This is a genomic window from Bacillus sp. RE35 (assembly GCF_052146655.1).
GTDB lineage: Bacteria > Bacillota > Bacilli > Bacillales > Bacillaceae_G > Bacillus_A > Bacillus_A cereus.
This window is the reverse complement of sequence record NZ_CP197377.1, coordinates 879,634-896,538: the sequence shown is the minus strand read 5'-3', so window position 1 is coordinate 896,538 and position 16,905 is coordinate 879,634. Positions and strand designations below refer to the sequence as shown.

Below are 16,905 nucleotides of genomic sequence, written 5' to 3'. Positions count from 1 at the left end.
ATAAATAGGAATTAAAATAAAACGTTTTTTAATTTGAATTTTCATTACATTCAAAACAAAATAAAAGACACTTTACTTTTTTAATAAAGTGCCTTTTTCCATATGATCAATGAGTTTCTTTGTTGCCTGTTTGCCTTGCAACCGAAGCTCATCTATTGTCAATTGTAACTCTTGCTGCACAGTTCCTTGTTGCATTAATTGCTTTTTCGCAATTTCATATAAATATTCAGCACTCCATTCGCCATCCACACTTCCTATAACTGGCTGATTCACTTGACTTAAAAACGAATCAATTTTCGGATCATATGAAATCCCGACCATTGGAGTTTTGGCTACAGCAGAAAAAACTAGTGCATGAAGACGCATACCAATTAGTAATGAACATTGTGATAAAATGAATATTTTCTCATCGATATCCATTTTATATGGAAGCATATACGTCTCTTCTCCCATTAAGTCTACTACTTCACGCGAAGCTTTTTGATCAAATGGCTCATGCATTGGAACAAATAGAATTTGGTATCCTTCTTGCTTTAATTTTTTTAATGCCGCAGCTAATTTTTTTATATAATCTTCTTTTGCATTCCAATAACGCACACTAACCGCGATTACTTTTCCATGTATCGAATGCTTTTGCAACCAATCCGATTGTTTTGTCCGTTTCCATGTTAAAACAGGGTCTGGAACAATTTCAATATCGTTTTTTATGCCAAGTTCTTTTAAATATAAAAACGAATCCTCATCTCGAACTGATACATAGGAAGCTTTTGACAAGTTCCATTTTACTAATAGACGATTATATCCTTTTGTAATTGGACCTATTCCTTGTGAATAAATATAATACGGCTTTTTTAATAATCGAGCGAGTCCCATAATACCCGTATAATATAGAATACTCTTCGTACTTGTCTGATCTTGAAGAAGGCTCCCGCCACCGCTAATAACTCCATCACTGTTTTTGATTGCATGATAAACAGCTTTTATATCCCAGCGATCTACCGATTCTACACCATACATTTCCTTTGTATATTTAGAATCATTTGATAGTACTACTAGTTCTATATCCGGGTTCTCTTTACTTAACGATTCAATAATTGATTGTAGAATCGCCTCGTCTCCAACATTATAAAAACCATAATATCCTGATAAGACTAAACGCACCCTAAATCTCCTCCAAAACTAGGTAACCGTTTATTTCATCTAACATAAACTAGTACCCATTCCTTACCTAAACACTTGATACCCTACATAGTTTCCTCTTTATCAGTTCATATGAATTATAATAAAAAATTAAATTTCTATATTTATCTTTTCAAAAATGGTATTTTGTTTATTGATATCCATTTTAATTTCAAAGCACATACACCATACAAAATGGTTGTAATACTTAATGCTATACCACTGAATAATAACGTCATAATTCTTGAAGATGTAATATTTATCACATTACATAGTTCATACAATCCTAGTCCCAAAATACATGCTATTGCTAGCACACCAAAAAAGCTTTTTAAATGAATAGAATAGGCAATATAGCTTCGAATATACAAATGATTTACAATACAAACCAATACGTAAGTAATGAATGTACTATACGCCGCTCCATCTATGCCAAACTTCTGCACGAACATTATGTTTAACACGACTTTCACACAACTCGCACCAATAACAATCCATGCAGCTTGTGCAGAACGGTTAATGCCCTGTAAAACACCTATTGATAATACCATAACCGCAGTAAAATACGAACTGCCAATCATAACTGTTAACATACTACTGCCTTTTACATCTGTGAACAATCCGACATTTAAAGGTACTGTTAATGCCATCAACCATATTGTTAACGGTGCTGTCAAAACATGCGCTAGTCGATTTGTATTTTGAATTGTTATTTTCGCCAAATTTATATCTCTTTTGGCCAATGCGGAAGTTAAGAGTGGTATTAACGGAAATACAATTGCGCTTGCAAAAATAACAATTATTTGCGTGAATGCAAAACCGCGACTGTATATTCCAAATTGTTCTTGAATTTCTGTTGATGATCCTTGTAATACATGCGGTATTGTAAGCGAGTCTACTAAATTTAAAAGTGGCATTGATAAAGCTCCAATAGCGATTGGGATCGATACCCGCAATATCTTTTTGCCGTTTTCTCTTAAATCTCGGAGCGAATAGGAATTGCTTTTATTGTAGTATGGACTTCTATTATATTTTATACGCAAATATATAAGCGAACTAATGACTCCAAGAAAAGAGCCAACCATCGCACCACTAGTAATAACAGTATTACTCTTATCCCATGATACTAGTATGTAAGCAATTATTAACATAAAAAACACACGTACAAATTGCTCAATGACCTGTGATACCCCTGTTGGTTTCATATCACCGAAACCTTGAAAATACCCTCTATACACCGCCATGTATGGCGCAATGAGTAACGCTAATGAAGTAATAAGCAACGGCATTCTAGTTTCTTGTCCACCAAGCATATTTGCAATTTCAATAGAAAATAATACAATGACTAAACAGCCGAAAACGCCAAATGCTATCCCAATAATTGATGCTGATTTAAATAATTTTGCAATTTCCTTTTGCTTATTTTTTTCGTTCAATTCTGCAATTAGTTTCGAAATTGCAAGTGGAACTCCGGCTACCGATAATGTAAGAGCAATCATATATACAGGAAAAACAAGGCGGAAAATACCGAGCACTTCATCTCCTGCAATATTTTGTAATGGAATTTGAAAAAAACTACCCAGCAATTTCGACAAAAAAGTTGTAATGGTTAAAATTGCTGCTCCTTTTACAAATGTTTTATTCATATTTTTTCTCTTTTCTTTTATACATATACTCTCAAACATATTGTTTTAAACGATAGGAATTCACTTTATCCCATTGGTTATCATAACAAATTTATTATAGGTTGAATACTTGGTTTTTTTTTCAAAATAGAAAAGAGAACCCATTTAAGCCTGTCTCTTCACAATATTTTTCTAATTCCTTCCATTATGTATGTACACACTATAACCGTTTCTTTTACGCAAAAAGAGCCCTTCCTCCCTATCACTGCGATACATATTACTAAAAACATTATAAAAATATCCCACAACTCTACATTATAATTTATGTAAGATTGTGAGATATTCTAATTACCATCTAAACACTTAAGATTTTCAATTGCTCTTTCTGTTCATCGCTTGCCATTACTGCGATTGTTTTTTCAATACTCGGATGTACTTGCTCAAGCTTTACACTTGCTCCTACTTTATTTGATTGCTCAACAAAATTTAATAAGGCCATAGCTCCTGATACATCCATATAACGCACATCTTTCATACGTAAAATAACCGGTGACTTCACATCTTGTAAAGTAGAGAAAATACGATCTACTGATAGGAAAGAGAGCGGTCCTTGAATTGTGTACGTTTCTTCTTTTTCCTTTACGATAGAAGTTTTACGTTCTTTACATTTCACCATATATATGATGAACGAAAGAATAATACCGAATGCAACAGCAATCATTAAATCGAACTTCACCGTTACAATCATCGTTACGAGCATAACAACGACATCACCTTTAGGAGCGACATGCATCTTTTTCATGCTTCCCCAATCGAACATTCCAATACCAGTTAAAATTAAAATACCTGATAATACAGCAAGTGGAATATATTGTACGACCGAACCAAGACCCATAATAAAAATAAATAAGATAACACTATGCATACATGCCGAAAGTGCCGTTTTACCGCCACTTCTTATATTCACGATAGACCTTACAGTCGCACCTGCACCTGCTAATCCGCCAAACAATCCGCTCATCATATTACCGATACCTTGTCCGACCAGTTCTTTATTACTTTTATGACGTGTACCTGTCACATTATCCATTACGACCGATGTTAACAACGAGTCAATCGATCCTAATAAAGCAATACTAAGCGCTGGCAAAATAAGTGCTGCTATTCCTGTTCCACTTAAAGATGGAATATGAAGCGTAGGCATCGCTTCTGGAATGGTTCCAATCTTTTCAATTACTTTATTTAGTGAAAGATTTCCGATAATCGGTAACTTTACTGTAAGTCCTTCGAGTAAGGAAGAAAATAAAGGAAGCAAAGCTGTCACACCGACTAGTGCTACTAAACTAGACGGAATCGCCTTAATCCATTTACCAGAAACAATCATTACAATAATCGTTAACACAACAAGTAAAAAACTATTTTGTACGTGCTTTATTTCGCCTAAAATAATGATTAATGCAATACCATTCATAAATCCCGAAACGACAGGATACGGAATATATCGAACGTAAGAACCGAGCTTACATACACCGAATAAAATTTGAAATAACCCTGCCATCATAAAGGCAATAAAACTTGCCTCTAACCCGTGCGTCGCAATAACTCCTGTTGCAATAACGGTAATTGGTCCAGTTGGCCCTGTTACTTGCCCAGGTGTCCCGCCAAATAACGCTGCGAATAAACCTGCAAAAATCGCACCATACAATCCAACAAGCGCTCCCTCAGACGTTCCTGTCGCGGCAATACCAAATGCAATCGCAAGTGGTAACGCAACAATTGCAACAGTAAATCCTGCTAAACATTCCTTTGCTATTTTTTGAAACATAAAAAAACCACCTTTGTATAAAGTCCATGTTCCATTGTACACCTAAAAAGATACATTCGTTAGCTCACTTTTTACATTCTCGTGACGTAAACGTATTCAACGAAAAGTTTTCCCCTTATCTTTGGAAACAATTGCAACTATGCTATAATGAACAAATTAAATCTTTTACTATATACTTGGAGGCACTATGCTAACTTTTGAAGAAAAATTATCGATTATTGAATCTTTCCCAGAACTAGAAAGAAAGAACGTATCATTAAAACGTGTAAACTTCCACTTTGAAGAAAGTCGTTTAGATAAAAAGAACGTTGTATTTCATTTACACCCAAATGGAAATGGATTTGTATATGCAAGCGGTATTAAAGGTTATAAAACAGATGATAAAGGCATGGTTAACATCCGTGAGTTTTCAGCAGAGGAGTTACGTTCAGTAATTGAGAAATCAATTGACCTTCTATCACAAGAAGAAGTAGTAGCACCTGTAGAACCTGCGAAAGAAGAAGAATGGCAGAACGAAGATGGTCATATTCTTACTCTTATTTCAGAGGATGACATGTGGAACGTGTACGCTGGTGTAAACTTAGACGGTACATTCAACTCTTATCCAGAAGCTGCGGAATACCTTGATGAAGAAGGCTTTTCACGCAAATAAAAATAGAAACCTATTTCATTCAACGACTTTTATAGTAATCAAAGAAGACACTTAAGGTGTCTTTTTTTGTTATATAAACTCCTTTCTCACACTATCTCTATTAATTTTCATAAAATGATTCAGAGGAGGTTTATATGAATACAACTGCTAAATTAATAAATTGGAAAGAACATGGCGATATGATTATTCTAGAATGTGAATTAAATGGAAAACGCTTCGAGATATCAACATATAAACAACGAATATATAATGCACACCTTTTATCAGCTGACGTTTATATTCGTTTAGACTCATCTGATAATATAATTGGAATAAATATTTATAAAAAGTAAGAAAAGCCCCCTATTCTGAAGTGCACCCCAATTGTTAGACACAGTCTAACAATTGGAGGTGCATTTTTTATGGTTAAATTTTCTTCAAAAGAAAAAATCCAAGCGGTGAAACGATATTTAGATGGTACAGAAAGTGGAAAAATAATTGCTAAATCTATAGGAGTTAACCCTAGCGTACTTCGTGAGTGGATTAGACGATATGAGTCTTCAGGTGAAAAGGCCTTTGAAAAGTGCTATACATTCTACCCAGCCCAGTATAAACTAGATGTACTTTATTATATGAATGAACACGGGACATCTATCAGAGAAACAGCGGCACTTTTCAATATACCGTCTTATGAAACACTTCGGAAATGGAAAATAGCTTATGAAACAGGAGGATTGGATGCCCTACAATCAAAGAAAAAGGGGCGTCCAACCATGAAAGATAAAAAAATAAAACCAGTAGATGAAGGATCAATCGAAGCCTTACAAGCGGAAAATGAGCGTTTACGTATGGAAAATGCATATTTAAAAAAGTTGAATGCCTTAGTTCAAAACAAAGAAAAATCACCAAACAAGACAAAGCGCAAGTAATCTACGAGTTAAGGCATGAATTTCCTATCAAGGAGTTACTTCAACTCGCAAACATTCCACGTAGTACGTACTATTACTGGATGAAACATTTTAATCGTCCTGATCCAAATACGGAGGTAAAAGAACTGATTCAAGCTATTTATAATGAACACGATGGGTGTTATGGTTATCGTCGTATTCGTGATGAACTTATGAATCGTGGACACAAAGTAAATCATAAAAAAGTATATCGCCTTATGAAAGAATTAGGGTTAAAATGTCTGGTTCGTATGAAAAAATATCGCTCTTACAAAGGGACAGTTGGGAAAATTGCGCCAAATATTTTAAATCGCAACTTCCAAGCTGAAAAACCAAATGAAAAGTGGGTTACAGATATTACGGAGTTTAAGTTATTTGGGGAGAAGTTATACCTATCACCAATGTTGGATTTATTTAATGGTGAAATTATCACGTATACAATTAGTTCCAGACCGACCTATTCCCTTGTTTCAACGATGTTGGACCAAGCCCTTTATTGTGTAACCGATCCGGATAAACTCCTCATTCACTCTGATCAAGGTTGGCACTATCAAATGAAACAATACCGCCATTCTCTTAAGAATTGTGGCATAACTCAAAGTATGTCTCGCAAAGGAAACTGTTATGACAATGCCGTTATTGAAAATTTCTTCGGTATTATGAAATCGGAATTTCTGTATCGAAAAGAATTTGAAAGTATAACACATTTCAAACAAGAATTAGCAAAGTATATAGAATACTATAATCATAAAAGAATTAAGGCAAAATTAAAGGGTATGAGCCCAGTACAATACCGGGCTCATACCCTAGAGGCTGCCTAATGAAACGACCTGTCTAACTTTCGGGGGTCACTTCATTCCATAGGCGGGCTTTATCTTTATTACACAACATCAGAGTATACTCTCTTTTTTCATACAGTTTATGTAATTATACATATTCATCAAAAAATACACTGAATGAATATTACATGTAGTAAAATATAACTTGTGGGCACGTTCTATAAAGCAGATTCTTTTAAAAGGCGTAACATATCAATTATTATAGGGGATGTGGCGTCACTTCGATATTGATCTCAAATCTCTTGTCTTTTGTGAACTAACAATCTAGTGTATATAGACGATTCTGCTTTATAGTGTGTGTTTACACTCATAACAAAGGGGTAATGGTAATACGGATAGATTCCGATTCGTATGAAATGAAATGGTTCAAGTCGGAGAAAGGCACCTTAGGGTATCTTTTCTTTTTGTATTACATCCACTTTGTGTTTCCACCTTATTTCAAATGCGCTAATTAACCTTCACCAAGAAAAAATGAGAATTAACAAAGATATTGTTTCTTCTGTTTAATACAGAAAAATGCAGGATACCCCATAGATATGGGGCATCCTGCATTTTCTATTTTTTCGCACCTTTCAACGACTCCCTCAGTACAAACTTCTGCAACTTCCCGCTCGCATTACGAGGGAGTTCATCTACAAATAAATAATGACGCGGACGTTTATAATCTGCTAGTTCATCACTTTCTTTGCAATACGTTTCTAAATCAGCTTCTGTTATTGTTTCATCTTTCTTCACAATAACTGCCACAACACGCTCTCCCCATAATTCATCTGGCTCACCAAGTACCGCCACATCTAATATACCTGGATGACTATGAAGGAAATCTTCAATTTCACGAGGATAAATATTTACGCCACCGCTAATTACCATATCATCAACGCGATCAGCAACGAATAAATAACCGTCTTTATCAAAATAGCCTAGATCACCAGAATGATACCATCCCTTATACATCGATTTTTTATTCGCTTCTTCACGATTATGATAGCCAGCCATCATAGTTGGGCCGCGTAAAATAATTTCTCCCACTTCATAAGGAGGTAATACATCATCTGGTTCTGCCGGTGCATCCTCGTTCGGTTTCACAATACGAACTTCATGGCTAAAACATGGCGTGCCTGCTGAACCAGCTTTCGTAATTTGATCCTCCTCTACCAGAAATGCAACAACTGGCCCCATTTCTGTCATTCCGTATATTTGAACAAGATCAATATAAAGACGTTCTTTACATTCCTTCACTAACGCCGGTGCCATTGCTGCTCCGCCATATATACCGATTTTCATTGACGTTAAATCATACTGAGCTAAATCTTTTTGCAACAACATATTCCACATCGTCGGCGCTGCAAAGAACGTCGTAATCTTTTCTTCTTGAATCGTATGTAATACTGTTTCTGTATCAAAATGATGCAAAATAACATTCTTTCCGCCAACTTGAATGCGTGGTATGATTCCGGCATTTAATTCACCACAGTGATATAAAGGTGCAACAACAAGCCCAACGCTATCTCTATTATATTTTAGGAAATACGTACAAATCATACTATGCTCAGCCATTTCACGATGGCGATGTAACACGCCTTTCGGATGACCTGTCGTACCGCTCGTATACAGCATAGAACAATAATCCATTTCATCAATTTCGATATTTACTTTCTCAGAAGATGCTTCATTCACTTTTTCATGGTAGGAACTTGCATAGGAAGGTTTATCGTTTTCTATAGACCAAAAAGATGTATTTGGAAAATCTCTTTCAATTATAGCAACAGTTGACTCAACTGCTTTTTCAAAGACAACGACTTTCGAGGATGCGTCCTGAAGAATATAAGATACTTCTTTTGCTTTTAAGCGGAAATTAATCGGGTTAAAGATCGCTCCAATTTTCGCACAGGCTAAGTAAACGTTTACAAATTCATGGCAATTATATAAGTAAACAGATACCGTATCTCCCTTTCTTACCCCTTCTTCTAATAGAGCGTGCGCTGTTTTATTTATTTGTTCATCCCACTGTTTATACGTCCAGCGAATATTTTTTTCAGGTTCCACTAACGCCTCTTTATTTGGATACTTACCAACTGATAAATCAAAAATTCTCCCTATCGTCATATACATGCCAACAATTTCCCCCTTTTCTCTTTCATAAATCTATCATTTCGTCCATAAGTAGACATTGTCCTCTAATGATTTGACTAATTTTTCTGATTATTATCGACATAGTTTTACATACGATACCGCTAGACAGTAAATGAAATTATATCGGAGATTTTCCAGATATATCGACCGTAACTTGAAATATATCAACCACAACTCAATTTATATCAGCGATTTTTCGAATATATCGACTTACCGACAAAAACTGATAAGATATAATCGGACCGCCCGTTACTGCAGGATAAAAAAGAGGTTGTTCCGACTCGGAACAACCTCTTTCTTCTTATGCAAATAGCTCTTCTAAAATTTTCAGTTTATCTTCTGTATATTTCACAAAGCCATCATTATATGATTTTGGATCTTTCGGATTCGCAAAGTGCGTAATTGCTCCCGTCTTCGGGTGAACAAATTTACTTGATGCACCACAACCAAGTCCGATAATTGATTGTACTTCTTCCATAATGACAATGTTGTAAATACTTTCTTGCGTCGGCATTGCATAACCAACGTTCTCTAAGTTACCTAAAATATTCTTTTGACGATATAGGTAATATGGTACGTAATTATGCTTTTGCGTCCACTCTTCTGCTTCATGCATCATCGCTGTAATTTCTTCGCGACCTGCTACTTTATATTTACGTTTGTTTTGCGTCATTTCAGAAGCACGTTTAAATGATAACGTATGAACTGTTAATGATTCTGGCATTAACTTTTCTGTTTCATCTAACGTATGCTTGAAGATATCTAACCCTTCACCAGGAAGACCAATAATTAAGTCCATATTAATATTGTTCATTCCCATTTCACGAGCTAAATGGTATTTCTCAATTGTTTCTTCTACAGTATGATGACGTCCAATTGCTTTTAGTGTCTCTTGATGGTATGACTGCGGATTAATACTAATACGGTCAATATTCCATTTATTTAACACTTCTAGCTTTGCTGGCGTAATTGTATCTGGGCGACCTGCCTCAACTGTTACTTCACGCACATTTTTCACATCTGGGAACGCTTCATACATTTCTTCATACAGCATATCCATCTCTTCTGCTGTAATACTTGTAGGTGTACCGCCGCCGTAATAAATCGTCGTAACTTTTACACCTTTTTCTTTTAAAAACTTACCAATTTCACGAACTTCATAATGTAAACCACCTAAGAACGAATCAACAGATCCTTGGCGTCCATTAATTGCATAAGCCGGGAATGTACAATATGCACATTTCGTTGGGCAGAACGGAATACCGATATAAATACTTACTTCTTCTTTCAAACGGTATAAATCCGGAACAACTGCTAATTGGCAATCAACAATGCGCTGAAGAAGTTCAATTTTCTCTTCATGAATTAAATAACTTTCACGAAGTTCTTGATGCGCTTCTTCTTTTGACATACCATTTTGAAGCATTTTGTGAAGAAGTTTCGTCGGACGTACTCCCGTTAAAATACCCCAGCTTTGTTCAATACCAGTTAACTGCTGAAGAACAGAAAGATATACATAAGAAACAACGTGTTTCACTTGCTTCATACGCTCTTTTTCATCTGTAAAAGCAGATAAATCTTTTGCGAATGTTTCTTCATACACATTTCCAGTCGCAACATCTGTTAAACGAGCAGATGCTTTCACATTCTCTTCAATGTGTATATCAACGATAAGATTTGCTTCCTCTTGTTCAAATCCAATCGTACTCTCTTCAAAAAATAAGCCGCCAATATTTTGTAGCGGACGTAAAAAACGATCATCTTGTAACGTTTTAATTGAAATTAACAACATTATCACCTTTTCATTTGCAAACTCTCTTTAGTTTACTTGAAGGGCGTTTGCAGGTCAATACAGAAGGTTTTACCTGTTTCTCTTACATTTTTTCAAATAATTCTTTTTATGAATATTGCTCATGTATATAGACATCATGATTTTCTCTTGTTAAAATTTATTAGTGTTAAAATCGATACATAGTGAAAATACAATATAAAAAGGAGGACTGTTAACACTAGATTCCACAATCTAATGTGTTAAAAACAAATATGAAAAAGAAATTTTATAGTGTATTAACTCTCTCTCTTGCATTACAAACTGTTCTTGCACCTACTTATTCATTTGCAGAGAGTGCTGAAAAATCCGCCGAAGTATATACGGAGGATCAAGTTTTTAAAAGTATTAAGGAGCATGTTAATGAGCATAGTACTCATGAAGAAGATATCGAGGTTACTGGCCAATTCCTACTATACACTTCAAAAAAACATTCATTATATACCGCGAATGATTTAAAAAACAAATCGAATATCGAGATTACAGAACAAGTCGTAACGGCGACAAAGAAAAAAGGAAATGCTTACTACATAACGACGCCAACTGGCGCTGGATGGATAGATAACAATGATAATAGCTTAGAAGTTCAAGAGATTCATAAACTATCTAACCAAAAATTAATCGTAAAAGAAGAAGCTTCCATACATGCACTTCCGTTCCAATCGTTTAAAGAAGAAGGGAAACTAGAGCCACAAGTCATTACTCCTACTGAACAAGCTGGAAATTGGTTTAAAGTCCAAATAAACGAAACAGCAAAATGGATTTATGCACCTTCTGCTACATTTGAAGGTACAAAAGCTTCATTATTAAAAAATAGTCGTACTGCTAAAAACAGTTTATTGAGATCGCCAGAAGCTCTACAAACAAACAATATTTATGGCGTTACATTTAAAGAAATGATTGTCCCAAAAGGAAATGACGATATTCGACCTGGCTACCCGATGGTGCCTAAATATATTACGATTCACGAAACGGCTAATACAGCGAAAGGTGCTAATGCTCTAAATCATGCAAAATTCTTAGATAATCAAGCACGCGGAACAGCTGATCGCGCCGCATCTTGGCATTTCACAGTAGATGATAAAGAAATTTATCAACATCTTCCGGTAAATGAAGTTGGATGGCATGCTGGAAATAAAACTGGAAACTATGAATCTATCGGAATTGAAATTGCCGTTAATCAAGATGGAAACTATGAAAAAGCGGTAGAAAATGCCCGTAAATTGGCAGCTTATTTAATGAACGACTTAAATATTTCTCTAGATAAGGTCCAAAAACACCAATTTTGGTCAGGAAAAAACTGCCCTGCGTTTATGATTCAACGCGGACAATGGGATGCTTTCTTAAAAGGAACTGAAACATACTATAAAGAAAATCAAAAAAATCCAGTAACTGATGACATTACAGGTGGCTGGTATGAACAAGACATTCGTCAATTAGCAGCTAGAGGCATTATGCAAGGAGAAGGAAACGGCAAGTACTTCCCAGAACGTCTTGTAACGCGTGCTGAATTTGCTACATTAATTACTCGTGCTTTACAATTACCAAGTGGAAATGCTAAGTTCACAGACTTAGAACAAGTACACCCATCTTTAAGAGACGGTATTAATCGTGCAGCAAGCGCAGGCATAATCCGCGGACGTGGTGATAATACATTTGATCCAAATACTACAATTACACGCGAAGAAGCTGTTATTATGATCGATCGTTCTCTAAAACACGCTGGTATTTTTGCAAAACAAGTTGAACTACCATTCGTAGACCAAAACTTAATTTACGCTAAAGAAGAAGTACAAAGAGTGTATGGATATGGAATTGTAAAAGGTAATGAATTGAATCAATTCGTACCAAAAGGACCATCACAACGTGCTCACGCAGCTGCATTTATAAACAGAATGCTTAGCGTAATTGAAGCTTAACATATTTATCATTCCATATAGATATTTTTATTTTATCTGTATTCACTTAAAAGGCATCAGAGATTATATATCTCTGATGCCTTTTATACATCCGTTAACTATTTTTAGCCATGAATCTTAAACGTATTCCTAGTAACAGAAGCATAAAACCGATGAATGGAACGTAATTCGTATCGTGTCCTGTAGCTGGAAGTTGTTGATTATTAGAAGAACCTTGTCCTTTTTCTGGTAAATTAGGTTTTTCTACTCCTTCACCTGGTTTTCCTGTTCCTTCATCAGGCTTCTCTGTTCCTTCACCTGGTTTTCCTGTTCCTTCACCTGGTTTTCCTGTTCCTTCATCAGGCTTCTCTGTTCCTTCACCTGGTTTTCCTGTTCCTTCACCTGGTTTTCCTGTTCCTTCACCTGGTTTTCCTGTTCCTTCATCAGGCTTCTCTGTTCCTTCACCTGGTTTTTCCGGATCTTTATCTGTATCTTTTTTATTTGTAATTTGAAGCTTTACAACTTCAATTTTTTCATTAGAAATCGTAAATTTCATTTCCTTATCGGATAAAGTATATCCTTCTGGCGCTTGGATTTCTTTTAAAGTGTAATCTCCTGGTTCTAACTTCTTAGAAGTCGCTTTACCGCTCTTATTTGTTGTTAATGTGTCGATTTTTATTCCGTCTTTCCAAATTTCAAACACTGCGCCTGCTAATGTTTTATTTGTATTATTAGCATCTACCTTTGTAATTTCTAATTGACCTGTAATTTCTTCTTTTACTTTTTCATTCATAACTTCTTGTTTTACTACTTCGTTCGCTACAACATTTACTTCTACTGTTACTTCTAACGCCTTATAACCTTCCGGCGCTTTCGTTTCTTCTAACGTATACTTTCCTGGCACTAAGCTTTCGAATTTCACAACGCCGTCTTTATTCGTTGTTTTCGCTTCTCCAACTACTTGATCAGCTTCGTTCTTTAATTTAAATTCCGCACCTGCTAGAACTTTTCCACTCTCTGCATCCTTTTTGATTACTTGTAAGCTTCCTAGTTCTTTTGCGTTTTCTATTTGTACTTCTACTACTTTGTCTGCTTCCACAACGACTTCAATTTCTTCTTTTAACAACTTATATCCTTGTGGTGCTTTCGTTTCTTTTAATGTGTACTTTCCTGGTTCTAATTTCTGAGAAACTACTTTACCAGTTTTATCTGTTCGTAACGTATCTACTTTTTTACCATCCTTATACACTTCGAATTCTGCATCTGATAATACTTTCGTTTTATCTTGAGCATCTACTTTTACGATTTCGAATTGCCCAAGGCTCTTACCGTTCGTTACTTTTACATCAATAACTTTTTCACCGTCAACTGTTACATGAATTATTTGTTTTGTTAACTCATAACCTTCTGGTGCTTTCGTTTCTTTCACTGTGTATTCACCTAGCGGTAATTTCGGTGACATCACTTTTCCACTCTCATCTGTTTTCAGTTCCGCTACCTTTTTACCATCTTTATACACTTCGAATTCTGCACCTGATAACAATCTCGTTTTATCTTCCGCATCTACTTTCACGATTTCGAATTGACCTGTTACTTTTTCATTCGTAACTTCTTGTTTTACTACTTCGTTCGCTACAACGTTTACTTCTACTGTTACTTCTAACGCCTTATAACCTTCCGGCGCTTTCATTTCCTCTAACGTGTACTTTCCTGGCACTAAGTTTTCGAATTTCACAACGCCGTCTTTATTCGTTGTTTTCGCTTCTCCAACTACTTGACCAGCTTCGTTCTTTAATTTAAATTCCGCACCTGCTAGAACTTTTCCACTCTCTGCATCCTTTTTGATTACTTGTAAGCTTCCTAGTTCTTTTGCGTTTTCTATTTGTACTTCTACTACTTTGTCTGCTTCCACAACGACTTCAATTTCTTCTTTTAACAACTTATATCCTTGTGGTGCTTTCGTTTCTTTTAATGTGTACTTTCCTGGTTCTAATTTCTGAGAAACTACTTTACCAGTTTTATCTGTTCGTAACGTATCTACTTTTTTACCCTCTTTATACACTTCGAATTCTGCATCTGATAATACCTTCGTTTTATCTTCCGCATCTACTTTCACAATTTCAAATTGACCTGTTACTTTTTCGGGAATCTTTTTATTCACCACATCTACAGTCAATACTTTATTAGCCTCTACATCAACAGAAACTGAACTAGATGATAATTCATACCCTTTCGGTGCTTCTACTTCTTTTAATGTATAGCTTCCAACTGGAAGTCGTTTCGATAAGGCTTCACCTTTATCATCTGTAACAATTGTTTCCACAACTTTCCCATCTTTATCGATAACATCAAATTTTGCACCTGGCAGAAGTTGACCGGATTCACTATCTTTTTTCAATAATTTAAATTGGCCATTCTCTACTTTTTTCGTATTCTTCATAACAAGTTCAATTACGTTTGTATTATCAATTGTTACTTTGACTGGTGTATCAACTTTTATATATCCTTCTGGTGCATTTATTTCTTTTACAAAATAGTCACCAAGTGGTAAATCTTTAACTTCCGCAATACCCTTTTCGTTTGTTGTAACAGTAGCCACAACGTTATTATCTTTGTCTACAACATCAAATTTTGCGTCTTTTAAAACAATATTTTCATCGTTTTCATCAACTTTTTTAATTTGTAAATGTCCTTTTTCAGCTGCTGGTTTATTCCATTTTGGCCAGTTAAATTTAAAGTTATGAACCTCAAAACCATCTCTTTGGTGTAATCCTCCAACATAGGCTTGTCCATTAATAGAACCACCTTTTGTTTCTACAACTGCATTAGGTGCAAACACACTACCTACTACACCATAACCTTTAGTTGTTATCTTTGTAGCATTAGGAAATACCCAAATTACCTTACTAGCTAGCTCAGTAAAAGATGAATTAGGGTCGTATGCTTGAGATGTATTAATTAAATCCGTCGCCATCCCAGTATTTCTTGTATCATACAAAATTGCACCGCCACCAAAACTCACTTCTTCTGCATCTGAATAAATAACAATAAAGTCTTTATTCTCTACATTCGGAAGAAAAACGTCTTTTACATCAAATGCTTTCTTTCCCGTTTGGCCTGAAGAGACATAAATATTAGGGTTATTTACATCTTCACCGATTCCAAAACTCATATTAGGTTTTGGCTTATCAGTGTGTAGTTTACTTGCATCCCCAATTACACCATCAACGTCTTTTCTAAATTCTTTAAACTTAGCATCAATCTCCGCTTGCTCTTTATAAGAGATACGGTCATATGATGTTTTCATCGCGCCATCTGGGTCACCGTCTTTTGTCATCGCCACTGTTCCATCTTGAATAATTACCTGTCCTGCTCCCGCTTTCGTAAATTGACCGCCTAGTAATAATGATGGATATCCTTCATCTATCCAAGTTGCTCCAGCTAAGTTATTTGCTCCAGTTGCAGCTGCTACGACTGTATAACTTGATGCGTTCATATTTTTCTGAACAGCCATCGCACCTTCAATATCCGCACTCGTTGCACTATGATCTCCAAAAATGATGGCGTTGTAATAAGATACATCACCTAAACCTTTTAACTCTGTTGTAGCTGCCTCTGCTTTAAATGGTAAATGGATTAAAAAATTCATACATATTAGTAATACAACTATTAAACTACTACTTAACTTTTTAATTTTTTGATTAAATGATTTCCTCAAGAAATTCATTCCCCCTTTTAAACTTCCTAAAATCACAAAAAGAAGCACATTTCATATGTACCAGGTCTTACTCACATTAACTTAAAATAATCCATTTAAATACAACAAAAGAACGCTACAACTACTTAATAAAATTACTACAATTCATTTTTGAAATAATACGTGAACTAAACTGTCATGCGGAAATACTTTTACGTATGGGAGCCCAATAAAATTAATCTGAAGAATATTTCATGTGGTGTAACTATTTTGACAACATCATTCACTTTACATTAGTTTTCT

Annotated in this window: 10 protein-coding genes; 4 read left to right on the top strand and 6 right to left on the bottom strand. The window is 35.3% G+C overall.

Annotated elements, in window-relative coordinates:
• Positions 1–72 precede the first annotated feature (72 nt).
• The 3 genes from csaB to ACTL4X_RS04615 form a co-directional block, all read right to left on the bottom strand.
• Entirely contained in the window at positions 73–1,161 is a 1,089-nt protein-coding gene (gene csaB, locus ACTL4X_RS04625) for a polysaccharide pyruvyl transferase CsaB (RefSeq protein WP_001241591.1), read from the bottom strand.
• A 143-nt stretch (positions 1,162–1,304) separates the two neighbouring features.
• Positions 1,305–2,825: a putative polysaccharide biosynthesis protein gene (locus ACTL4X_RS04620; RefSeq protein WP_001044001.1), complete on the bottom strand. Its 1,521-nt coding sequence runs from the start codon at positions 2,823–2,825 to the stop codon at positions 1,305–1,307.
• Positions 2,826–3,159: 334 nt separating this feature from the next.
• Entirely contained in the window at positions 3,160–4,629 is a 1,470-nt protein-coding gene (locus ACTL4X_RS04615) for a SulP family inorganic anion transporter (protein WP_000486653.1), read from the bottom strand.
• A gap of 187 nt (positions 4,630–4,816) precedes the next feature.
• Between ACTL4X_RS04615 and ACTL4X_RS04610 the strand changes: the two genes are divergently transcribed.
• From ACTL4X_RS04610 to ACTL4X_RS04600, 3 genes are all read left to right on the top strand, one after another.
• Positions 4,817–5,281: a hypothetical protein gene (locus tag ACTL4X_RS04610; RefSeq protein ID WP_000954998.1), complete on the top strand. Its 465-nt coding sequence runs from the start codon at positions 4,817–4,819 to the stop codon at positions 5,279–5,281.
• 134 nt (positions 5,282–5,415) lie between these two features.
• Positions 5,416–5,613 (top strand): hypothetical protein, encoded by a 198-nt coding sequence (locus ACTL4X_RS04605; protein WP_001098258.1) that lies wholly within the window; start codon positions 5,416–5,418, stop codon positions 5,611–5,613.
• Between the two features lie 69 nt (positions 5,614–5,682).
• Positions 5,683–7,028 (top strand): IS3-like element ISBth10 family transposase gene (locus ACTL4X_RS04600; RefSeq protein WP_097912464.1). Its coding sequence is split into 2 segments (ribosomal slippage): positions 5,683–6,124 and positions 6,124–7,028, totalling 1,347 coding nucleotides; the frame shifts between segments, so codons are not numbered across the junction.
• A gap of 573 nt (positions 7,029–7,601) precedes the next feature.
• Here the strand turns inward: ACTL4X_RS04600 and ACTL4X_RS04595 are convergent.
• Positions 7,602–9,158 carry a fatty acid--CoA ligase gene (locus ACTL4X_RS04595; protein ID WP_000281991.1) on the bottom strand — a complete coding sequence of 519 codons (1,557 nt, stop codon included), beginning with the start codon at positions 9,156–9,158 and terminating at the stop codon, positions 7,602–7,604.
• A 322-nt stretch (positions 9,159–9,480) separates the two neighbouring features.
• Positions 9,481–10,971 carry a coproporphyrinogen III oxidase gene (locus tag ACTL4X_RS04590; protein WP_002025370.1) on the bottom strand — a complete coding sequence of 497 codons (1,491 nt, stop codon included), beginning with the start codon at positions 10,969–10,971 and terminating at the stop codon, positions 9,481–9,483.
• A gap of 251 nt (positions 10,972–11,222) precedes the next feature.
• On the opposite strand from ACTL4X_RS04590, the gene ACTL4X_RS04585 reads away from it, so the two are divergent.
• Complete coding sequence (locus tag ACTL4X_RS04585; protein ID WP_146718341.1) at positions 11,223–12,926, top strand: S-layer homology domain-containing protein; 1,704 nt, start codon at positions 11,223–11,225, stop codon at positions 12,924–12,926.
• A gap of 94 nt (positions 12,927–13,020) precedes the next feature.
• On the opposite strand, the gene ACTL4X_RS04580 is transcribed toward ACTL4X_RS04585, so the two are convergent.
• Positions 13,021–16,623 (bottom strand): MSCRAMM family protein, encoded by a 3,603-nt coding sequence (locus ACTL4X_RS04580; RefSeq protein WP_441394988.1) that lies wholly within the window; start codon positions 16,621–16,623, stop codon positions 13,021–13,023.
• Between the last annotated feature and the right edge of the window lie 282 nt (positions 16,624–16,905).

Coding starts and splice junctions, on each gene's coding strand:
- ACTL4X_RS04610 (WP_000954998.1), top strand. CDS start 4,817: ATGCTAACTTTTGAAGAAAAATTATCGATTATTGAATCTTTCCCAGAA.
- ACTL4X_RS04585 (WP_146718341.1), top strand. CDS start 11,223: ATGAAAAAGAAATTTTATAGTGTATTAACTCTCTCTCTTGCATTACAA.
- ACTL4X_RS04590 (WP_002025370.1), bottom strand. CDS start 10,971: ATGTTGTTAATTTCAATTAAAACGTTACAAGATGATCGTTTTTTACGT.
- ACTL4X_RS04615 (WP_000486653.1), bottom strand. CDS start 4,629: ATGTTTCAAAAAATAGCAAAGGAATGTTTAGCAGGATTTACTGTTGCA.
- ACTL4X_RS04595 (WP_000281991.1), bottom strand. CDS start 9,158: ATGTATATGACGATAGGGAGAATTTTTGATTTATCAGTTGGTAAGTAT.
- ACTL4X_RS04605 (WP_001098258.1), top strand. CDS start 5,416: ATGAATACAACTGCTAAATTAATAAATTGGAAAGAACATGGCGATATG.
- ACTL4X_RS04620 (WP_001044001.1), bottom strand. CDS start 2,825: ATGAATAAAACATTTGTAAAAGGAGCAGCAATTTTAACCATTACAACT.